Here is a 20,493-nt window from a genome sequence, read left to right on the forward strand (position 1 = left end):
TTCAACTGTATTCCTTATTTACTTATATCTATAATATCATACTCATATCCACTTTCATCCATAAGCTGCATATACGGTTCCGGATCAAAGTATTCCGGTGAATAGACACCGGTTTCTTTCCAGATTCCTTTTCCAATAAGCTCCAGAGCCAGAGCCGCACCAAATCCTGTCTGCGCCGTGACCGCCTGGTTTCCCCAGCGTTTCATGGATTCCTGATTGTCAAATGGCTGATACAGGAAATACTCTTTCTCCTGGCCATCCTTCTTTCCGATGCAATGTACCCCTACCAGCATTTTTCCAACCATCTCGCTACCGATATCTTTTGGCTGCGGGGCACAGGCTGCTACCACGTCTCTTGGAACGACAGATACGTCTCCCACCTGTACCGGATGGATGCTGCGCAGTCCCAGCTTATCCAGTACCTTCAGGGCCGTAATCAGATTCTCATCCAGACTGATCTTAAAGGTTGCTTTTTTCAGGCCATACTGCTTTAAAAATCTGGCCATAGTCACGACTTCTTCATGTTCTACCTTCACCAGTGTGTTCGGTCCCACGCCATCCGGCATCTCAAATACTTCCTGTCCGGCAAAGGCTTTTTCTACGATAAAGCCACCTTTTTCTGCATCATATTCTACATTGGGATTCATCACCTCATCCAGCACCGTCCATACGTTAAATCCAAACATGATATCATCTGGATCTGCTCCTGGCACGGTCAGGTTGCCGCCATCCTTTACATGGACTTCCGTCATCTCGTCAAACAGATGCGTTGCTGCATATTTGGCAAAGACATTCACCACGCCAGGGTCAATGCCCATGCAGATCACTGCCATATTTCCCTGCTGTTTCCACGCCTCATGACGATCAAAGTTATACTTTGTCATCGGCTCTGTATAACTGTTCTCGATCCCCAGTCCCAGCTTTGGTTCATCCATCGGTACAGACCAGGTACCCATACTTCCATAATTAACACCTGTAGCGAAAGCCGCATCAAAAATCATATTGCTGGCAAATGGTGGTGCCGCATCCATTACAAAGTCTATTTTATGGGTTCTGATCAGGTTTTTCATATCTTCACGATCTGTGGCATTTACTTTTTCTGCTTCAAATCTGGCATCTCCGTGAAGTTTATCCACTACTTCCTGCGCCCGGGACTTATCATAGTCACAGACCAGCACATACTCCAGCCACATCCCTTTGGGGTCTCTCCACTGCATTACTTTTACAATACTTTCACCGACCGCACCGGCTCCTACTAACATCATTCGCATAGTTATGCCCCCTCATATTTAAATCAATTAATGGTATTACTTTTTTTTATTTGCGTCAATTATTTTTTAAGTTCTTGACGCTCTTTTTATTCGGGTGTAAACTAAAAACAATCTATTCTTTAGCAAGATAAAGTGTTGCTGAAGTGATCCATATACATTAGGAGGAAGTTATTATGGAAAAGAAAAATATCGACTGGTCAAATCTTGGATTTGGCTATGTTCCTACAGATTATCGTTTTGTAGCTAATTATAAAAATGGAGCATGGGAAGAAGGCGGTCTGACTACAGACGCTACTGTTACCATCTCTGAATGTGCCGGTGTTCTGCAGTATGCTCAGACCTGTTTTGAAGGTATGAAAGCATACACTACCGAAGATGGACGTACCGTTATTTTCCGTCCTGATCTGAATGCAGCACGTATGGCTGATTCCTGCCGTCGTCTGGAGATGCCGGTATTCCCGGAAGATAAATTCGTAGATGCTGTTGTAAAAGTAGTAGAGGCAAATGAAGCTTACGTTCCACCTTACGGATCTGGTGCTACTCTTTATATTCGTCCATATATGTTCGGCAGTGATGCTGTCATTGGTGTAAAACCTGCCAGTGAATATCAGTTCCGTGTATTTGCTACCCCGGTTGGTCCTTACTTCAAGGGTGGCGCTAAGCCAATCACCATCCGTGTCAGTGATTATGACCGTGCAGCACCTCATGGTACCGGACACATCAAGGCTGGTCTGAACTATGCAATGAGCCTTTACCCAATTATGGAAGCTCATCGTGAAGGATTTGCCGAGAATATGTATCTGGATGCAGCCACCAGAACAAAGGTAGAAGAAACAGGTGGAGCAAACTTCATCTTTGTTACCAGGGATAACAAAGTAGTTACTCCAAAGTCAAACAGTATCCTGCCATCTATCACTCGTCGTTCTCTGATCTATGTTGCAAAGGAATATCTTGGACTGGAAGTTGAAGAACGTGAAGTATACTTCGATGAAGTAAAAGATTTTGCAGAATGTGGTCTTTGCGGTACTGCCGCTGTCATTTCTCCTGTTGGAAAGATCAATGACCACGGCAAAGAGATCTGCTTCCCAAGCAGAATGGAAGAAATGGGACCAGTCATTACGAAGCTTCGTGAGACACTGACCGGTATCCAGATGGGACATATCAAAGCTCCTGAAGGATGGATCAAAGTAGTAAAATAAATATTTTAAGACATTTAAAAGACCGGCTCAGCCAGATTTTCTGGTAAGCCGGTTTTTTTTTTCTATTTTGCTGTTGTCCAGTTCTCATATGGATTCATATGTCCAAATGTATAGATACTTCTCTGACTTCTGTAAGTACTGAGAATCCGTTTCTTTTTCTGAATTTGTGCTTTTGTATAAACAGATGCTTTTTTATATCCTTTTTTATGATATTTTCCGAAATATTTCAATGTTGCGCCGGTAAGCCCTGCTTTCTTAAAAGCTTTGGTCACAAAGCGGTGTGTCTTTTTATGATGTTTATGTCCATATTCTCCCTGCTTGTTATGAGTCACTACTTCCTTCCAGTTCTTATAGGTCAGTAATGTATTCAGATCCTCCTGCATGCGCTTCGAACAGGATGTCCAGTTATCGATTCCTCCTGTGCTGCTGTAATCTGGATAGTTCAACATCAGTCCGATGTCATTTGTCTGTTCCATCACTTTTTTAAATTCCCGCATTCTGGTCTTTCCATATCTTCTGGTATTGGCATTGGTCAGGCAGACTACCAGATAATCATCCTGAATAAGATGCATGCCTCCCCAGAGCATCTCATCATCCGGATGTGCCACGATCATGACCTTATCTATATTCTCCAGATCCAGTTTATCCAGTACCGTTTTCGTAATACGTGTTGCTGTCAGGAATCTGGTTCCGCCTTTTGCATTAACCGGTGCTGCCATAGCCAGCACCAGGATCAACAACATTGTCAGCATTCGCATATGCTTTACAACTGCTTTTTCCACTCTGTTTTTATCGTTCGTTTTTTCTTTCATTTTAATCCCCTTATTTTTTCTTTCGCATCTGTAATGCAATCCCCATACAAAGTAAAATACTGAACAGACCGGTTATCAGTCCAGGTATCAGATATGGTGTCTGATACCGCAGTTTAATTCTGTGTTTTCCTGACTCCAGTTTCAGCCCACAGAACATTCCATTCGTCTGCAGTAATGTCTGCTCCTGCCCGTCTACATAAGCTTTCCATCCTGTACTGTAAGCCAGGGATAATACCAGCAGTTTCCGCTGATCCAGCGTGATATCTCCAGTTATGATATTATCACCAATCACGAGATTTTCCAGCTGATCTTCCTTTCTTGCTTCTGTCTGTTCATCCAGCATATTCATTGGCTGTTCCGAAAGATACATTTTTCCGATGGTATAGGTACCTTTCTGCTGAAACGTCAGTGTTACTTCAGAGGATGCTTCACTATGATATCCAAGATTGTAGAGAAAGTCTTCTTTTCCGCTGTAAAAACTGTTGCGGCAGGTGTAGACCGCTCCTTTTTTCTCCACATTATCTCTGTCTATCTTCAATGTAAACTTTGTAGCTGTTCCCTCATAATCCAGTCCCTCAATCACCAGATATGTCTCACAGTTTTCCACTCCCTGATAATGAAACGTAATGGAGGCATCTTTTTCCTTTACCTGATACTCGCTGCCAGATATTGTGATATCCCCCTCTGTGGTGATCTCATATTCCGGTGTCACATCGGAAAAACTCAGTTCGGTCTCTGGAAGATCTGCTTCCGTGTTTCCTGTTCTCTTTATCCAGGCTCCCTGCAGCATAGCCTGTTGTTTTTCCACTACTTTCAGACTGTCCCAGCTGTCCTGAGATATCACACTGCTATAGGTATATCCAAATGGCAATGTCTCATCAGTGCGATACACCGCATATTTTTTATTCTCTGCTACCTTTTCTGTATATCCATAAGGCAGGTACTGTTCTTTTTCTTTCTTAATAATAAAATATCGTACACCAGTCAGGCGATCCAGTATCGTGCGTCCATCCAATCCGTCATACATCTGTTCCATGGAATTGGATGTATCCATCTCCTGCAGGAATTCTGCTACCGCATTGTTCGTCACACTGTAATAAAAATCGGTTCCATACAGTCGATTCTGCATAGCCGTATTTTCTCTGGCTACATTGCCATACTGGTCATATCGGTAAAAGGTATCTGTGTCTCCAATTTCCTGAATGATCTCATTCTGCGCCTGTGCCGTCAACATGGCATAAGGTGCGCCTTGTTCCCGGAAATCTCCAATATAATTGGTCTGATTCGGTGAAAAAAGGAAGTACGCATTTGCTGCGACAGACACCAATGTAGTTACCAGGAAAAATGCCGTTGTTTGCCGTTGCTGCCAGCTGTGCTTCGGATCAGCTATTTTAGCAGTCAAAAGCATCGTCATACCAATCCCAATCCATCCGTGAAGCGTCGCATATTGGTTCAGAATCAGTTCGCCAGCAGGTAGCACTACACATCCCAGCACCAGCAGCGCCATCCGTTCTTTTTTTTCCAGTTTTCCAAATTCCGGATACATCTTCACCAGAATATAGGACAACAGCATACCATAGGCCCAGATCCATCGATTAGATACATAGGAAAAGCCATTGATCATATGTCCGGCAAACGGAATCAGAAGTAATACTGTCAGGATCAGCCAGCCCGCTTTCAGTTCTCTGTTCTTTTTCCATCGAACCAGAAGTACCAGAAGCGCCACCAGCAGAATCGGTGCAAATCCCATCACCGTATAATAGCGGCTGCTGGCCATGGTATAATCCACACCGAAGAAATCATTCAACAGCTTTGCATAATGAGCGAGTGGATATAGTACCGGCACATAGTTCCTGGCTGACATTCTTCCGGTTCCAAGTACATACATGGCTGATGGCAGTAAAACTGGAAGAGAGATTCCGACTCCCAGCAGAGACCAGCCTGCAAATGTGCCCAAACATGGCACCAGTTCCCGGATACGGATTTTTTTATAGATCATCAGATAGCGGATCACCGCATAGATCACCATCATCAATACTATCATATAAAAGAAATAGAAATTGCTGACGGCACTGACCGCCACCATGATCACATACAGCCATGGCTTTTCTTTTCGAAATATTTTATCGATTCCGATCAGAATCAGTGGCAGATAGATCATCGGATTCACAAAATACGGATGTCTGACTCCGCAGAATAAGGCGAATCCGGAAAATGCATAAACCAGAGATCCAAGTAAAACCCCGGTTTCTTCATTCTGATGATAGCGGCAATAGGCGGTAAAGGCTGCTCCTGCCAGATAAAAACGCAGAATAATCAGCGCCGCATAAAGATACTCCGTCAGAGATCCCGGAACCAGTACAGACAACAAAGTCAGCGGATCACCTATGGCATAGTAATTCAACGTCGTCAGAATATCTGCGCCATAGCCAATACTCATATCCCACATAGGAACACAGAATTTATGTTCCACAAACAGGCTATGCAGAATCTTACGCAGATATTTGCCGTAGTATACCAGCGTATTAAAGTGCTGATATACTCCGTCAAACTTCCATACCATAGATTTGCCGCTGACTGCAAACCAGCCAAACACAAATGCTCCGGTAATCAGAAACCAAAGGGTGTATCTGAGATATGCTCTTTTTCCTGTTTCTGTTTTATTACCCATGCAATATCCTTTCTATCGTTCCTCCCTGAAATAGGCCTGTCCCAGACCTTCCGGTGGCTGATCTTCCTTTTTCTTACGGAAGCTGATCACTACCAGTACAATGATCGTTACCACATATGGCAGTGCCTTGAAAATCTCCTGTGCACTTCTTCCAAGTCCTGGAATGTACAGATACAGAATATATAATGCCCCGAAAAGGATGGATCCCCAGATCGCATTGACTGGCTTCCACATAGCAAAGATAACCAGTGCCACTGCCAGCCAGCCTCTGTCTCCAAATCCATTATCCGTCCAGGTTCCTCCACTGTATTCCATTACAAAATATAGGCCGCCCAGTCCGGCAATGCCAGCTCCGATACAGGTTGCCAGATATTTATATTTGCTTACATTGATTCCGGCTGCATCCGCCGTTCCCGGATTTTCTCCTACTGCCCGCAGATTCAGTCCATTTCTGGTACGGAACAGGAAGAACGATAATAAAACTGCCAGCAAAATCGCCACATAGGTCAGGAAACCATAAGAGAAGAAAATGCTTCCAATCACCGGTATCTTTGACAACCCAGGAATCTTTGCCTGATAGGCTCCGGCTGTGGTGCTGACTGATATCTGTCCTACCCCACCGGCCAGCTTGGAAATCGAACCTCCAAAGAAGTTACCAAAGCCAGTGCCAAACGTAGTCAGAGCCAGACCGGTTACGTTCTGATTGGCTCTCAAAGTAATGGTCAGTATACTGTAGATCAGACCGCCAAGCATAGCGCAGACAAATGCACAGAGCAGAGAAATCAGCATTCCCACTGCTGCACTTGGGTTTGCGGTATTTTTTTCATAGAAAAATGCCCCCATCAGTCCTGCGATTCCACCCATATACATAATACCAGGAATCCCCAGGTTCAGGTTACCGGATTTCTCAGTCAGGATCTCTCCTTCTGTTCCAAACAGGATTCCCATGCCCTGAACGATTGCTTTTTGAATAAAAATAATAAGTGTGCCCATTGCCGTTCCTCCTATTTTTTATTTCTTTCTATTTTATAGTTGATAAAGAATTCTGCACCCAACAGGAAAAACAGAATGATACCCAGCATGATGCTGGAAGCATTTTCATTTAGTCCATACTGAGATGCAATCTGCGTAGCACCTTTTTCCATGAATACCAGACCAAATGCAATCAGAATCATGACAAATGTATTGAACTTCGCCATCCATGCTACAATAATGGCCGTAAATCCACGACCATTTGCCGTCGATGTGGAAATCGTATGTCCGGAACCACTGACCAGAATAAATCCGGCAATACCACAGATTGCTCCTGAGATCGCCATGGTACGCATCATCACTTTACTGACATTAATTCCTGCATAGCGGGCAGTATTATCACTTTCTCCCACAACTGCAATCTCATATCCCTGTTTACTGTATTTCAGATAAATGAACATCGCCACCGTCAGAATCATGACAATCACCACATTCCAGAAGTAGGCATTTCCGGCTACGGATGGAAGCCAGCCAGCCTGTGTAGCCTGATTGATAATCCCCACACTGTTAGAGCCCTTTGGATTCTCCCAGAAACAGATACAGAAAGTAACCACCTGCATCGCTACGTAGTTCATCATCAAGGTAAATAATGTCTCGTTGGTATTCCAGTGTGCCTTGAAAAAAGTAGGAATCAACCCCCAGATGAATCCGCCAAGAGCACTTCCTGCGATCATCAGCAGGATCAGCAGTGCATTTGGCATCTTTCCACCCAGATAGATCATGCAGGCTGCTGAAACTACACCACCGATCAGTACCTGTCCTTCTGCTCCGATATTCCAAAAACGCATCTTAAAGGCTGGTGCAAGACCAACTGCAATGCATAACAGTACCAGCATATCACGAATGGTGATCCAGATACGACGGTTGCTTCCCAGTGCACCGTCAAAAATTGCTTTATATACATCCAACGGGTTCATATGTACCAGTCCTACAATCACTGCTGCACAGACAATCAGTGCAAGCACAATAGCCGCAATATAAATGGCAATTCGTTTCCCCAGACTGATGGTTTCCCGTTTGGACATATGAAACACAGGTTCTTTATTCATGGGAAACGCCTCCTTTCTCATGCTTTGTCATCAGTACACCGACTTCATCCTTCTTTGCAGTCCGTCCATCCAGCACGCCAGTGATCTGACCGCCACACAGAACAGCTATCCGGTCACACAGTTCCAGAAGGACATCCAGATCTTCAATCACACAGATGACAGCCACACCCTTTTTCTTCTGTTCATTTAACAGATTATAAATCGCATAAGAGGAGTTGATATCGATTCCTCTGGTCGGATAAGCTACCATCAGAACCTTTGGTTTCTGAGCAATCTCACGTCCTACCAGCACTTTCTGTACATTTCCGCCAGACATACGGCCTACTGGTGCAGAAATGCTTGGTGTCACAATCTCCAGCTGATCCTTGATCTTCTGAGCCAGTTCTCCCGGGGTCTTACGATCCAGGAATGAGGACTTTCCTCGCTGATAGCTTCGCAGCATGATATTATCCGTCATATCCATAGAACCTACCAGTCCCATTCCCAGTCGGTCTTCCGGAACGAATGCAAGTCGTACGCCCAGTGCACGAATATCAGCCACATCCAGATTGGTAATCTCTTTTGGCTGATTCTCTTCCGGGTAAAACATAATGCTTCCTTCCGATACCGGCTGAAGTCCTGCAATTGCCTCCAGTAATTCCTTCTGCCCTCCTCCGGAAATACCGGCAATACCAAGAATCTCCCCTCCATATACGGTAAGATCTGCATGATCCAGAGTCACTACTTCATTGATATCCTTACAGGTCACATTCTTCAGTTCCAGACGTTTGACTGGATTCACAGGTTCCGGACGATCAATATTCAGTTCCACCCTGGCACCTACCATCATCTCGGTCAGTGACTCTACCGTTGCCTCAGCGGTCTTTACTGTATCAATATACAGCCCCTTTCTCAAAATGGAAACCCTGTCAGATACCGCTAATACTTCATGTAACTTATGAGTAATCAGGATAATCGAACATCCATCTTTTTTCATATTCTTTAATACTTTAAACAGGCGCTCCGCCTCCTGTGGGGTCAATACCGCTGTCGGCTCATCCAAAATCAATATCCTGGCTCCACGATACAGTAGCTTGACAATCTCTACCGTCTGTTTCTCTGATACCGACATCTGATAGATCTTCTTTTTCGGATCAATTTCAAATCCATATCTGGCAGCCAGATCTAAGATCTCTTTATTCACCTGCTTCATGTTCAGGATCTGTTTTCCCGGCAGTCCGAGAATGATATTTTCTGCTGCTGTCAGAATATCAACCAGCTTGAAATGCTGATGTACCATTCCAATTCCCAGATCAAAGGAGTCTTTCGGTGAACGAATCTTTACTTCTTTTCCGTCAACTTTGATCATTCCTTCATCCGGATAGTAAATTCCGGATATCATATTCATCAATGTAGTCTTTCCACTTCCATTTTCACCAAGCAGACAGAGAATTTCTCCCTTTTTTACTTCCAGGTCTACTTTTTCATTGGCCGTAACGCTGCCGAAACGCTTGGTGATATTGTGAAGTTCTATTGCATATGTCTGCTCCACGTGTGTTCCTCCTGATTAAAACGGGGGTTGCAAAAAAATGCAACCCCCTTATATGAGTTTCTTCTCTCTTATTCTACGATAGAATCAATACCATCGATGATGATATCAAATGCCGGAGCTGAGCCGTATTCAGATTCGTGGAAATATCCATCGGAGATGTATTCTACACCGTTCTTTTCGTAAGTATCCAGTGCCTTGCCATCTACTGTCCATGTAGATGTATCAAATACGTGGAGAGATCCGTCTTCGATCTGGCTCTCTACTTCATCTACTACTTCCTGTGTTCCTTCTGCTACTACTTTGTCATTCAGTGGAGTAATCAGAACTGCGCCATCCTTCAGACCTGCGGTCCAGTCTCTGTCGATCTCAGTTCCATCGATCATGCACTGTACTGCGTAGGTGTAATATACACCCCAGTTATTGCTAGATGAGGTCAGTGCGCTGTCCGGAGCGGTCTCGATCATGTCTACGTTGTAACCAACACAAGGAACGCCTGCTGCCTGAGCTGCAGTAGGAGCGCCTGTAGTATCTGCGTGCTGTCCAATCAGTACACAGCCATCTGCGATCAGTGCTTCTGCACATTCTTTTTCCAGGTCAAAGCTTGCCCAGCTGTTGGTGTATTTTACTTCCATGGTAACGGATGGGCACTGGCTCTTTGCACCAAGGTAGAAGGATGTAAATCCGGAAATTACTTCTGCATATGGATAAGCTCCTACGTATCCGATTCTTGCCTGATCTTCTGTGATGTCACCATTCTCGATCATCTCATTCAGCTTCAGACCTGCAACTACACCAGACACATATCTTGCTTCGTAGATGTTGTCGAAGTAGTTGTGCATATTGTCCAGTCCGCTGCTGGCTGCCTGATATCCGGTTGCATGACAGAACTGAACATCCGGGAACTCGCCTGCTGCCTGAATCAGATAGGTCTCATGACCAAAGCTGGTACCAAAGATAATCTGGCATCCCTGGTCTGCCAGATCTGCTGCAGCGTCATAACAAGTCTCGTCTTCACCGATCAGCGTCTTCTCAATGACCTGCGATTCATCCAGACCAAACTTCTCCATCATCTCATCTATACCTGCCATATGTGCAGCTGTGTAACCTTCGTTCTCATCACCGATGTAGATGGCTCCAACCTTCAGATCTTCAGCCGGAATGCCTTCTGCATTCGCTGCACATACCGCACCTGTAGCTGCGATTGCTGTTGTCATGACCATTGCAAGTAATTTTGTACGTTTCATCCTCTACTTCCTCCTCAAAAATGTAAAAGTTTTATTAGTACTCACGATTATAACTGTATAATAAAAAAATTGTCGTGTCAATTCTTTTCACTCTTTTTTGTATCAAGAAAAACACGAAAAAAACTTGGTTCACTTAGGTATATTTTTGTAACACCTTCAGCAGTTCTTCCGGGGTATGGACGATGCAGTCCGCCCCGTTTTCTTTTAAGAAACTTTCCGGACGAAATCCCCATGTAACTGCGATTTCTTTCATACCGGCATGGAAAGCAGTCTGTATGTCTACTTCAGAATCTCCGATATAGACTGCCTCGTCTTTGCTAATCTGAAACTTTTCCAGAACCGCCAGTACACTGTCCGGTGCCGGTTTTCTGCGGATGCCTTCCCGCTCGCCCACAGCAAAATCAAACATTCCCCTGAAATAGTCTTCACAGAGAATCTGCACCGCAAAGTCTCCTTTGTTCGAAACTACTGCTGTGAGAATGCCTTTTTCACGCAAGGTCTTCAAAAGTTCCATAATGCCATCATAAGGACGGGTCTTCACCGCACAGTGATCCTTATAGTATTCTTTAAATGTAGTAAATACCTGCTCAATCTGCTCATCGCTGCTGCCCTTCGGAACCGCACGCTCGATCAGCTTATGTATGCCATTTCCCACAAACCAGCGTACCTCATCAATGGTATGCTCCGGCATATGATAAACAGACAGCGCATAATTCGTGCTGTCTGCCAGATCTTCTAAAGTATCTAAAATGGTTCCGTCTAAATCAAATATGGCTAATTTGTATCTCATATATCTATATCGTCCTTTTTCCGCACTGCCTTAGCTGCTTGGTTTGATCTCATGATACTTCATTTTCACTCTCCTCGGACATCTCCGTCCAAATATCTTCACCAATCGCAGTGCTTTCCTCTTTTATGATTATTTTATAATCCGAATCCACCTGAATATCATATCCGTAGCAGCTTTCTTCACCAGTTTCTGCGTCTTCTGCATTGGCATAATAAGTAAACGCTACTCGATAGACATCCGGGTGCAGATCAATCTGGTTATAACTATACCCCACTACCCAGGCCTCTTCAAGATCTTTTTCCTTCAGTAGAAGCTGCGTGGCATACTGCTCTGCCACATCTCCTCGGCTGGTGCCTGCCAGAAAAGCCAAAAAAGAGCATGTTACGGTCTTTTTGTAACATGCTCCACTTTTGAATTCTGATTCCATTTCTTAAATTATTTCATAACATCCATGGTTCTCATCCATACCAGCATTTCGCCTTTACCACGGTTATTCCAGCAGCAATATGGGATTGCACGGAAGATATCTTTTTTATATTTTGGCCGTGCCGATACATAAAGCTTTCCATCTACATCCGTATAATCAATTCTCTTTCCGCCAAATTTGACACATAGGGTACCATTCATTAAATTCTCGTCATATTCTTCTGTCAACGTTGTCTGCTCCGGATCTACCACAACAGAGCTTAAATGCTTACCGTTATCGACTTCCTCCAGACAGTATACCCACGGGCCTTTCAGGAGAGCCACTTTTCCCACATTATATGGTACATTTGGATTACAGTATACAAAGCGGAATTCCACATCCAGTTCTGCTGTTACGGTATCTCCATCTTTCCAGGTCCGGTTCAGATAGATATATCCGCCTTTTTCTGTGTATTCTGCCTTTTCTCCATTTACCGCCACACGGATGTTCTCAGAGTATCCCGGTTTTCTGACAGCCAGCGTAAATGCACTGTCCTCTGCTCCACTGATGGTATATTCCAGTCTTCCATTTCGTGGATAATCTGCCTTCAGGGATACTGTCACTTCTTTTCCCTGGATATCCGCAGTAATATCACTTCCAATGAACAGATTGGAGTAAATGGTGGTGTCATCTACTGCATACATATAGTTTCCAAGAGATTCCAGTGTACGTGCAATATTCGGAGGACAGCATGCTACACCGAACCACTGCTGGCGTACGGTCTTAATATGACGCATGCTGGTATTATTTTCTGCGATCTCAGGCACTACCTCCAGTGGATTCACATAGAAGAAGTGCTTTCCATCCAGTGCAGTACCGGAAAGCAGGGTATTATACAGCGCTGTCTCTACCGTATCCATATATTTTCCATTTTTTGTGATCTGGAACATTCTGTTGGAGAACATAGCCAGTCCGATGGTGGCACAGGTCTCAGAATAATTAGTATTATTCGGCAGATCATAATTACCTGTAAAACACTCTCCGTAATAAGAAGAACCAATACTTCCGGTAATATACATCTTCTTTTCCGTAATGTTTTTCCATAAGGTATCGCAGGCCTTCAGCATTTCTTCATCCTGATATTCCCCAGCCAGATCTGCCATAGCGCTATACAGATATACGGCACGCACTGCATGTCCCTGGGCTTCTGTCTGCTGAAGAATCGGTTTGTCTGCCAGTGTATAGTCCATACCGAAATCTTTGAATTCAGGGAACATATACTGTCCGCCATGATTCCATTTCTCACCAAGGAAATAACATGGCTGCTCTCCTCTGGTACGTACAAAGTAATTGGCCAGTTCCAGATATTTCTTTTCCTTTGTGGCATGATACATCTTTACCAGGGCCAGCTCTATCTCAGGATGTCCCGGATAGCCTGGAATCTGTCCTTCGCCTTTTCCGAACACTTCATAAATATAATCTGCAAAACGGCACATGGATTTCAACAGTTTATCTTTTCCGGTTGCTTCATAGTAAGCTACTGCAGCTTCCATCATATGTCCTGCGGTATACAATTCATGTCCTTCAAACAGATCAGACCAGCGTTTCTCTCCGGTAATGGTATAATAAGTATTCAGATAGCCATCTTCGCACTGGGCTCCTACAATCAGGTCGATAGCATCATCTGCGGTCTTCTCCAGTTCCGGATTCGGATTTTTATTTAAAGAATAAGCCACTGCTTCCAGCCATTTTGCCACATCCGTATCCTGAAATACCATTCCCTGATGTTCGCCTTCTATCTGTCCACTGGCAATTCTGAAATTGCGGATACAGTAGCTCTTTTCTGCCCCTTCTACATTGTCATTAATCAGTTCCCACTGAAATGGAATAATCACATCATCCACCAGATTCACATATTTATTCCAGAACTCATCCTGAATATGAATCTGGTTCAACGCTACATTCTGAAGCTTGTTCTGTTCCATTTTCTTTCCTTTCTCATCTGATCCGTTCTATTCCACACGACGAATCGATGTTCCCTCTATTATTTTACAGGGAAGTACTATATTCATATCTTCCTGTTTAGATCCATTCACCTTGTCCAGAAGCATCTCCATCGCCTTATAGCCCATTTCCTGAAGTGGACGATCTACCGTGTATATCTTTGGGCTTCCATAGTATGTAATGTCTGCATTATCAAAACCGGATATGGAAATATCCTCTGGTACCCGCAGTTCATGGGCAAATACTTCGTCTCTTACCGCAATTGCCATATCATCATTCATGGCCATCACAGCAGTTGGAAGATGCGGCCGCTCAAATAACGGTCGGACTGCTTCTCTTGTTCTGTGATAGTCCCAGTTACCTTCTATAATATTCTCTTTCTTTAACTGAATACCCACCTCGGACAGTGCCTTTTCTATTCCCTGCATGCGCAAATGCGTCGGCTCTGACTGTTCATTTCCTTTTAAGACTGCGAAATCCCGATGTCCCCGTTCCAGAAAGATCTTTGTCATCCGATAGCAGGGCTCTTTATTGCTGTATCGTACAGAAGAGCCTTCATTAGATGTATAGCAATAGCAGTAAACCACTGGTTTGGAAATGTCCTTCAGTACATCGCCCAGATCACGGTCATGCATTCCCACATAAATGATGCCATCCACCTGCATTCCAAGAAGTACGTCTAATGCTTTATTAATATCATCTTTAAAAATGGAGATATGCTCAAACTGACTTTCAATCTTGCTGAGCAGTCTCAGATTACTCAATATGGTATGATATCCTTTTTCCTCTGCCAGTTTATTAATTCCGTCAATGATGTATGCCGTATGCCATACGGTCACGTCTTCCACCAGTACCCCTACCAGTGAAGTCTTGTTCTTTCGCAGGCTTTTCGCCAGAATATTAGATCGATATCCGGTCTCCTTGATGATCTTTTCTACCTTCTGTCTGGTCTCATCACTGATCTGTGCATTTCCATTTAGCACATAAGACACAGTCGCTATGGACACTCCGGCCCGTTCTGCTATTTCTTTCAATGTCATCGTTCTTCCCGCCCTTACATTTTTTTCAGGAATGCCTGTAGCATTCCTGCTGCAAGGCTACATCAGCCCTTTAATCCGGATGTCTTAATTCCACCTACCAGGAACTGATTTCCACAGAAATATAATACCATAGGCGGTACAATCATTAAAGTAGCTGCTGCCATAATCGATGGCCAGTTAATGACAAATGCGTTTCCAGATGTATACATATAGCTTGTCATCAGGGCAATCGTCAGCGTACGCCATTGATCACTGTTGATATAGAATACCGGCTGAGTCAGTTCGTTCCACCAGAATACGCAGGAAAGTACTGCGATTGTTGCATATGTCGGCTTGGAAAGTGGCGCCAGTACCTTGAAGAAAATCTGCATTTTGTTGCATCCGTCAATGGTTGCAGACTCATCCAGTTCCTTTGGAATAGAACGGAAATACTGTCTGAATAAGAATACATTATACGGATAAGCAAAGAATGCCGGAATAATCATTGGAAACAGGGAGTCCAGCCAGCCCAGTTTTCCAAACATAATGTACTGTGGAATAATCAGTGCAATATTAGGGATCATCATTGTTGCAATGATGATGGAGAAAATCAGGTTTTTTCCTCTGAATTCCATACGTGCCAGTGGATAAGCCACCAGTGATGAGGAAATCAGGGTTCCGGCAGTTGTTCCCCCCATCAGAAGGACAGTGTTTCTTGTATACAGCCAGATATTAGAATTCTTAAATATGTAAATAAAATTTTCAAATGTTACTTTTTTCGGTACGATATTGGAGGATGTGGTAAATTCTGTCAGTGTCTTGAATCCACCTGTAATGATCCAGATAATCGGAAGGAACATGATCAATGCTACCAGAATCTTCACAACATACAATATTACATTTTTCCATAACTGCTTTGTTTTTGCTGATTTCATGTACCCTTCCTCCTAGTTCTCATAATATACCAGTTTCTTGGATACCAGGAACAGTAATCCACCAAACATGGCAGCGATCAGAAACAGTACCACGGAAAGTGCACAGGAATATCCTACTTTCATGTTACTGAATGCTTCTTTGTAAATCAAAAGGCTGAGTACCTGAGTCATACCATCCGGATCTCCGCTTTCTCCGGTCAGTGGATATAACAGTGCGAAAGAACCATTTAATGCACTGACACATCCATTTACCGCATTGAATAATACCAGTGGGGAGATCATCGGCAGTGTGATTTTGAAGAATTTGGTAAAAGCTCCTGCGCCGTCCAATTCACATGCTTCATATAATTCTGCCGGTACATCACTCAGACCGGAACGGAAGATCAGCATCATCTGTCCAGTATTATACGTAAACAGTGTGATGAAAAATACAGCCAGATAAACGGTAGAATGATTATATAACCAGTTTATTGCCACATTCTTTCCTGCAAACACTGATAAGAGTCCATTTAAAAGACCTGCTTCTTTTCCGAAAATCGTACGGAATGCATAAGCAAGAGCAATGGATGGAATAACGGATGGCAGGAAGTAACAGAACTGGAAAATTCCATTTAACTTCTGCTTGCAATTCAGCAGCATTGCCATAAATACTGCCCAGATGGCAGTGATCACTACCATGATAATGGTAAAGAATAATGTTACTTTTACGGAGTTCCAGAATGTACTGCTATGGAACATATTTACATAGTTTTTCAGTCCGATAAACTTGGACACACCATTTAATTTACGATTAGTCATGCTGACTACCAGCATGAACCCGATCGGGAACAGGGTAAAGCATACGAATCCGATAAACCACGGTGCACAGAATGCATAGGCTGTCAGATTGTCTTTCCTTTTGACGCCAGACTTTTTCTTTTTCATACCTGATTTTCTCCTCTTTATTCAAGAATGCCGCTGGCATTCTTATTGCAGTGTGCACACCATGCTGCGCATGACATTATTCCTGTGTGCACCCCAGGCAATTCTTCCAGCGGCTATTTCTCATCTTCAATTTTTGAAGAGCCTTTTAGTATCCAATTGTTTCTGCGGCGTAGTCAGAAGCATCTTTTACTGCATCTGCAGGTGTAGATGTTCCAAGTGCAGCGGAGTTGAATACGCTGACTGCATTATTTGTTACACCAGACGGAAGGCATGTATAACCAAATACGCCTGCTGCCAGAGAATCTGTCATTGCTTCCCAGTTGTCGATCGTTGTTGCAGATTCTACTTTCCATGCGCCTTCTTCTGCGATGGATTTCAGTGCTGACATGTTACCGCTTGCTTTGGAGTTGATAGTCTGTCCTTCTTCTCCCATTAAGTATTCAATTACTTTCCATGCAGCTTCTTTGTTCTTGCTGTTTGCGTTGATGGTATAGAAACCAGTATGCAGTGTGTTGTATTTTGCTTTGTTAGTTGGAATTGATGCAATATCCCAGTTAAATCCAAGATCATCACCATAAGTTGCAATGTTCCAGCTTCCTGCCCATGCCATTGCAGCTTTGCCTGCTCCAAAGAGGTCAGCTGTATCAGAGGAAGGTTCTGGCATTACACCATTTGCTACCATATCTGCTACGTCTGTGATGAAGCTCTCTGCGCCATCACCAATTACCAGTTCGCCAGATTCAGGATCATAAACCTGATCGCCTGCTCCGCCAATTCCAGCCCACCATGTCTGGGTGTTCGGAAGTGCACATCCATATACGCCATCTTTTGTCAGTGCTTCTGCTGCTGCCTTGAAATCATCATAGGACCAGTCATTTGTCGGATAGTCCAGACCAGCTTCATCGAACATATCCTGGTTGTAGAACAGTAATTCTGTTGCTGCGCACCATGGAAGTCCATATGTTCCGCCAAGTCCGTCAGATAAGGTAGATACAGCATCGATAAAATCGGAGGTATCAATAGTAGAATCTGCAAGATAATCATCCAATGCATCAATTCCACCTGCTTCTGCGAAGTTCTTAATATCATTTTCCCAGATAATATAGATATCAATGGAGTCATCTCCTGTTGCCACCATCTGATTTAACTTGGATGAATAATCACTTTCCGGAATAACGGTAACATTGACATCCACACCAGTTGCATTCTCACACTGCAGATACATGTTCAAGTCATCATTCTGATTTGGCTCATTCCACGTACAGATATTTACGGATTCACCTTCTGCACTTGCTCCGGCTGCCATTGCGCAGGTTGCTGCGACTGTCATTAATGCACACATTACTTTTCTTGCTTTCACTATAGTACCCTCCTTGTTCTTTGTGCGAAATTTTATTGAAACGTTTAAATAGATCTGAAAAAATATTCACAGATAAGAAAAGTATTCTTTTTTACATTATCTGTGATACTTTTTGCTTTTTATTGAAACGTTTAAACAAATTCCTATAACACTGCTTGTTTTTTATGAGTACACTATACACCCGTTTTTTCTTTCTGTCAATATGTCTTGTATTTTTTCTTTCACTTTCTTTTTTTCGTCATTTTTCACTCCCAGTACCATGGCAGATTCTCTTCATCCTCTGTTTTCATCATATATTTTCGAAATACTTTTTCCAAACCGTAAGAATTGACGAATGCCAGAACTGCCGGCAATACGATCAGAAATACATATACCCGCAGCATCAGAAAAATAGCCGCTCCACTTACTGCACACAGAATTAATGATGTCAGCGTATGGCGCACCGCCATGAACAGGCTGTTCTTCAGGAAATCTACTGTTCCGTATTCAAATCTGGAAAATACCGCCGGCAGATAAATACTTAAAAACGCAAACAACAGACCCAGCCACAGGCTGATGACAATGTAGACATGATACAGCATACTGTCCTGATCCATATGGAATACGGAATAGATATTAAATCCAACCAGTCCGCCCAAAATCAGATAAAGGATACTGAGTCCAATTCCCTGCTTCCAGTTTTTAGAAAAAAATGATTTAAATTCTGCCACCGGTGTCCCGTGTTCTTTTCTCAGGGATTTGACACAGGAATAGTACAGAGCTGCGGTTGATGGAACGATGGTAACCAGCGGCAGCGAAGCCAGCAGCCACAGGACGCTGAGCAATACAAAATCTGTCAGCCACGACATGACTCCGGTAAAACTGCCTTCAATTCCAAATATTTTTTTTAGCATAGTTTTCTTCTCCCGTCTTTTTTCTTACACGCATTATGCTTTAGTCTGATGAAATTGTCAATAGCCGGGTTCAAAGGAACCGTCATGCTTCACCCAGATAGAAGGTTCCCCACGGAACATTCCGTGGCACAAATGCAAAGTTTTCTTTTGGGATCTCCCGGACAGTTCCATCATGCTCAATCATCAATAGTCGGTCTGCCAGGGACAGCGAATCGGAAAGATTCAGCAAAATATCCACTACCGTGATTCCACGATCCAGCAGCATCTCCGGGAGTTTGACACATTGAAATGCAAAAAAGTACCGCAAAGCCTTGAAATTTACAGGGATTGTGGCACTTTTTTAACTACTTAACTGTCAAAGATGAGATTATAACTGTATAATAAATAAATTGCTATGTCAATTCTTTTCACTCTTTTTTGTATTAGGAAAAACACGAAAAAGACTTGGTTCACTTAGGTATATTTTTGTAGCACTGATGTTGTATAAATAAAGTTGACACCTTATTCTCAAAGAATTCATGTATAATAAAGAGAATAAGGAGGAACTCTCAATGTCACGTACCCAACGTAAATACGACCACGAATATAAGGTCCAGGCTGTCAAACTTGCCAGAGAAATCGGCGGTGCTAAGGCAGCCAAAGAATTAGGTATTCCAGAAGGAACCATCCATACATGGCTGAAAGCAGTTAGAGCAGGCACTTTAGATATTGGCGACGGTGCACATACTCCAGAAAGTGCGATGAGCCTTGCTGAGGAGCTTGCTATGCTCCGCAAACGCGTTAAGGATCAGGATAAAGAAATCCGGCGTCTGAAAGAGGAAAATGAATTTCTCGAGGAAGCAAGTGCTTTTTTCGCAGCCAGCCGTNNNNTGTAGCACTGATGTTGTATAAATAAAGTTGACACCTTATTCTCAAAGAATTCATGTATAATAAAGAGAATAAGGAGGAACTCTCAATGTCACGTACCCAACGTAAATACGACCACGAATATAAGGTCCAGGCTGTCAAACTTGCCAGAGAAATCGGCGGTGCTAAGGCAGCCAAAGAATTAGGTATTCCAGAAGGAACCATCCATACATGGCTGAAAGCAGTTAGAGCCGGCACATTGGATATTGGCGACGGTGCACATACTCCAGAAAGTGCAATGAGCCTCGCTGAGGAACTTGCTATGCTCCGCAAACGCGTTAAGGATCAGGATAAAGAAATCCGGCGTCTGAAAGAGGAAAATGAATTTCTCGAGGAAGCAAGTGCTTTTTTCGCAGCCAGCCGTCGGAAGTCAGCAAGAACCAAAGAATGATGTTTATTGCCATAAAAACGGAAGACGGCGCAATTAAGGGAAAACTCTCATTCTAT

General features: G+C 43.4%; 19 protein-coding genes. 3 read left to right on the top strand and 16 right to left on the bottom strand.

All coding sequences use genetic code 11. From position 1 onward, the window contains the following. Positions 1 to 14 precede the first annotated feature (14 nt). The gene (locus OCV47_RS09680) at positions 15 to 1,271 is read right to left on the bottom strand and encodes a saccharopine dehydrogenase family protein (protein ID WP_262654874.1); all 1,257 of its coding nucleotides are present in this window, start codon (positions 1,269 to 1,271) and stop codon (positions 15 to 17) included. Between the two features lie 173 nt (positions 1,272 to 1,444). Between OCV47_RS09680 and OCV47_RS09685 the strand changes: the two genes are divergently transcribed. Beyond that, complete coding sequence (locus tag OCV47_RS09685) at positions 1,445 to 2,470, top strand: branched-chain amino acid aminotransferase (RefSeq protein ID WP_262654875.1); 1,026 nt, start codon at positions 1,445 to 1,447, stop codon at positions 2,468 to 2,470. Between the two features lie 62 nt (positions 2,471 to 2,532). Here OCV47_RS09685 and OCV47_RS09690 read toward each other — a convergent pair whose 3' ends face one another. The 15 genes from OCV47_RS09690 to OCV47_RS09760 all read right to left on the bottom strand — a co-directional run bounded on the left by OCV47_RS09690 (position 2,533) and on the right by OCV47_RS09760 (position 19,405). Continuing rightward, positions 2,533 to 3,282 carry a PIG-L deacetylase family protein gene (locus tag OCV47_RS09690; protein WP_117448606.1) on the bottom strand — a complete coding sequence of 250 codons (750 nt, stop codon included), beginning with the start codon at positions 3,280 to 3,282 and terminating at the stop codon, positions 2,533 to 2,535. Between the two features lie 10 nt (positions 3,283 to 3,292). Then, positions 3,293 to 5,953: a YfhO family protein gene (locus tag OCV47_RS09695; RefSeq protein WP_262654877.1), complete on the bottom strand. Its 2,661-nt coding sequence runs from the start codon at positions 5,951 to 5,953 to the stop codon at positions 3,293 to 3,295. A 12-nt stretch (positions 5,954 to 5,965) separates the two neighbouring features. Next, a complete protein-coding gene (locus OCV47_RS09700) occupies positions 5,966 to 6,946 on the bottom strand; it encodes an ABC transporter permease (protein WP_262654878.1) in 981 nt (326 codons plus the stop codon). A gap of 11 nt (positions 6,947 to 6,957) precedes the next feature. Continuing rightward, positions 6,958 to 8,034 (bottom strand): ABC transporter permease, encoded by a 1,077-nt coding sequence (locus OCV47_RS09705; protein WP_256298892.1) that lies wholly within the window; start codon positions 8,032 to 8,034, stop codon positions 6,958 to 6,960. After that, on the bottom strand, positions 8,027 to 9,565 hold the full coding sequence (locus OCV47_RS09710) for an ABC transporter ATP-binding protein (RefSeq protein WP_262654881.1): 1,539 nt from the start codon (positions 9,563 to 9,565) through the stop codon (positions 8,027 to 8,029). The genes OCV47_RS09705 and OCV47_RS09710 overlap by 8 nt, the downstream gene beginning before the upstream one ends. Before the next feature lie 68 nt (positions 9,566 to 9,633). Continuing rightward, entirely contained in the window at positions 9,634 to 10,809 is a 1,176-nt protein-coding gene (locus OCV47_RS09715; protein ID WP_262654882.1) for a BMP family ABC transporter substrate-binding protein, read from the bottom strand. Between the two features lie 133 nt (positions 10,810 to 10,942). Then, the gene (locus OCV47_RS09720; RefSeq protein ID WP_262654883.1) at positions 10,943 to 11,599 is read right to left on the bottom strand and encodes an HAD family hydrolase; all 657 of its coding nucleotides are present in this window, start codon (positions 11,597 to 11,599) and stop codon (positions 10,943 to 10,945) included. A 49-nt stretch (positions 11,600 to 11,648) separates the two neighbouring features. Further along, positions 11,649 to 11,936 (bottom strand): hypothetical protein, encoded by a 288-nt coding sequence (locus OCV47_RS09725; protein WP_262654885.1) that lies wholly within the window; start codon positions 11,934 to 11,936, stop codon positions 11,649 to 11,651. A gap of 98 nt (positions 11,937 to 12,034) precedes the next feature. After that, positions 12,035 to 13,990: a glycoside hydrolase family 127 protein gene (locus tag OCV47_RS09730; RefSeq protein ID WP_262654887.1), complete on the bottom strand. Its 1,956-nt coding sequence runs from the start codon at positions 13,988 to 13,990 to the stop codon at positions 12,035 to 12,037. 27 nt (positions 13,991 to 14,017) lie between these two features. Further along, complete coding sequence (locus OCV47_RS09735) at positions 14,018 to 15,082, bottom strand: LacI family DNA-binding transcriptional regulator (protein ID WP_262654902.1); 1,065 nt, start codon at positions 15,080 to 15,082, stop codon at positions 14,018 to 14,020. A 29-nt stretch (positions 15,083 to 15,111) separates the two neighbouring features. Further along, positions 15,112 to 15,963, bottom strand: coding sequence for a carbohydrate ABC transporter permease (locus OCV47_RS09740; RefSeq protein ID WP_262654889.1), 852 nt, complete (start codon positions 15,961 to 15,963; stop codon positions 15,112 to 15,114). 12 nt (positions 15,964 to 15,975) lie between these two features. Then, positions 15,976 to 16,887 carry a carbohydrate ABC transporter permease gene (locus OCV47_RS09745; RefSeq protein ID WP_256298876.1) on the bottom strand — a complete coding sequence of 304 codons (912 nt, stop codon included), beginning with the start codon at positions 16,885 to 16,887 and terminating at the stop codon, positions 15,976 to 15,978. 145 nt (positions 16,888 to 17,032) lie between these two features. Beyond that, entirely contained in the window at positions 17,033 to 18,247 is a 1,215-nt protein-coding gene (locus OCV47_RS09750) for an ABC transporter substrate-binding protein (RefSeq protein WP_262654891.1), read from the bottom strand. A 245-nt stretch (positions 18,248 to 18,492) separates the two neighbouring features. Then, the gene (locus OCV47_RS09755; RefSeq protein ID WP_262654892.1) at positions 18,493 to 19,140 is read right to left on the bottom strand and encodes a YesL family protein; all 648 of its coding nucleotides are present in this window, start codon (positions 19,138 to 19,140) and stop codon (positions 18,493 to 18,495) included. A gap of 82 nt (positions 19,141 to 19,222) precedes the next feature. After that, positions 19,223 to 19,405 carry a hypothetical protein gene (locus tag OCV47_RS09760; RefSeq protein ID WP_262654894.1) on the bottom strand — a complete coding sequence of 61 codons (183 nt, stop codon included), beginning with the start codon at positions 19,403 to 19,405 and terminating at the stop codon, positions 19,223 to 19,225. A 286-nt stretch (positions 19,406 to 19,691) separates the two neighbouring features. Between OCV47_RS09760 and OCV47_RS09765 the strand changes: the two genes are divergently transcribed. After that, on the top strand, positions 19,692 to 20,015 hold the full coding sequence (locus tag OCV47_RS09765) for a transposase (RefSeq protein WP_262654896.1): 324 nt from the start codon (positions 19,692 to 19,694) through the stop codon (positions 20,013 to 20,015). Between the two features lie 80 nt (positions 20,016 to 20,095). Continuing rightward, complete coding sequence (locus OCV47_RS09770; RefSeq protein ID WP_154433227.1) at positions 20,096 to 20,437, top strand: transposase; 342 nt, start codon at positions 20,096 to 20,098, stop codon at positions 20,435 to 20,437. The last annotated feature ends 56 nt before the right edge of the window (positions 20,438 to 20,493 follow it).

Source organism: Muricoprocola aceti, from assembly GCF_025567005.1.
Taxonomy (GTDB): domain Bacteria; phylum Bacillota; class Clostridia; order Lachnospirales; family Lachnospiraceae; genus Marvinbryantia; species Marvinbryantia aceti.

Coding starts and splice junctions, on each gene's coding strand:
- OCV47_RS09730 (WP_262654887.1), bottom strand. CDS start 13,990: ATGGAACAGAACAAGCTTCAGAATGTAGCGTTGAACCAGATTCATATT.
- OCV47_RS09745 (WP_256298876.1), bottom strand. CDS start 16,887: ATGAAAAAGAAAAAGTCTGGCGTCAAAAGGAAAGACAATCTGACAGCC.
- OCV47_RS09705 (WP_256298892.1), bottom strand. CDS start 8,034: ATGAATAAAGAACCTGTGTTTCATATGTCCAAACGGGAAACCATCAGT.
- OCV47_RS09695 (WP_262654877.1), bottom strand. CDS start 5,953: ATGGGTAATAAAACAGAAACAGGAAAAAGAGCATATCTCAGATACACC.
- OCV47_RS09690 (WP_117448606.1), bottom strand. CDS start 3,282: ATGAAAGAAAAAACGAACGATAAAAACAGAGTGGAAAAAGCAGTTGTA.
- OCV47_RS09770 (WP_154433227.1), top strand. CDS start 20,096: ATGTCACGTACCCAACGTAAATACGACCACGAATATAAGGTCCAGGCT.
- OCV47_RS09740 (WP_262654889.1), bottom strand. CDS start 15,963: ATGAAATCAGCAAAAACAAAGCAGTTATGGAAAAATGTAATATTGTAT.
- OCV47_RS09680 (WP_262654874.1), bottom strand. CDS start 1,271: ATGCGAATGATGTTAGTAGGAGCCGGTGCGGTCGGTGAAAGTATTGTA.
- OCV47_RS09685 (WP_262654875.1), top strand. CDS start 1,445: ATGGAAAAGAAAAATATCGACTGGTCAAATCTTGGATTTGGCTATGTT.
- OCV47_RS09715 (WP_262654882.1), bottom strand. CDS start 10,809: ATGAAACGTACAAAATTACTTGCAATGGTCATGACAACAGCAATCGCA.
- OCV47_RS09760 (WP_262654894.1), bottom strand. CDS start 19,405: ATGCTGCTGGATCGTGGAATCACGGTAGTGGATATTTTGCTGAATCTT.
- OCV47_RS09700 (WP_262654878.1), bottom strand. CDS start 6,946: ATGGGCACACTTATTATTTTTATTCAAAAAGCAATCGTTCAGGGCATG.
- OCV47_RS09755 (WP_262654892.1), bottom strand. CDS start 19,140: ATGCTAAAAAAAATATTTGGAATTGAAGGCAGTTTTACCGGAGTCATG.
- OCV47_RS09720 (WP_262654883.1), bottom strand. CDS start 11,599: ATGAGATACAAATTAGCCATATTTGATTTAGACGGAACCATTTTAGAT.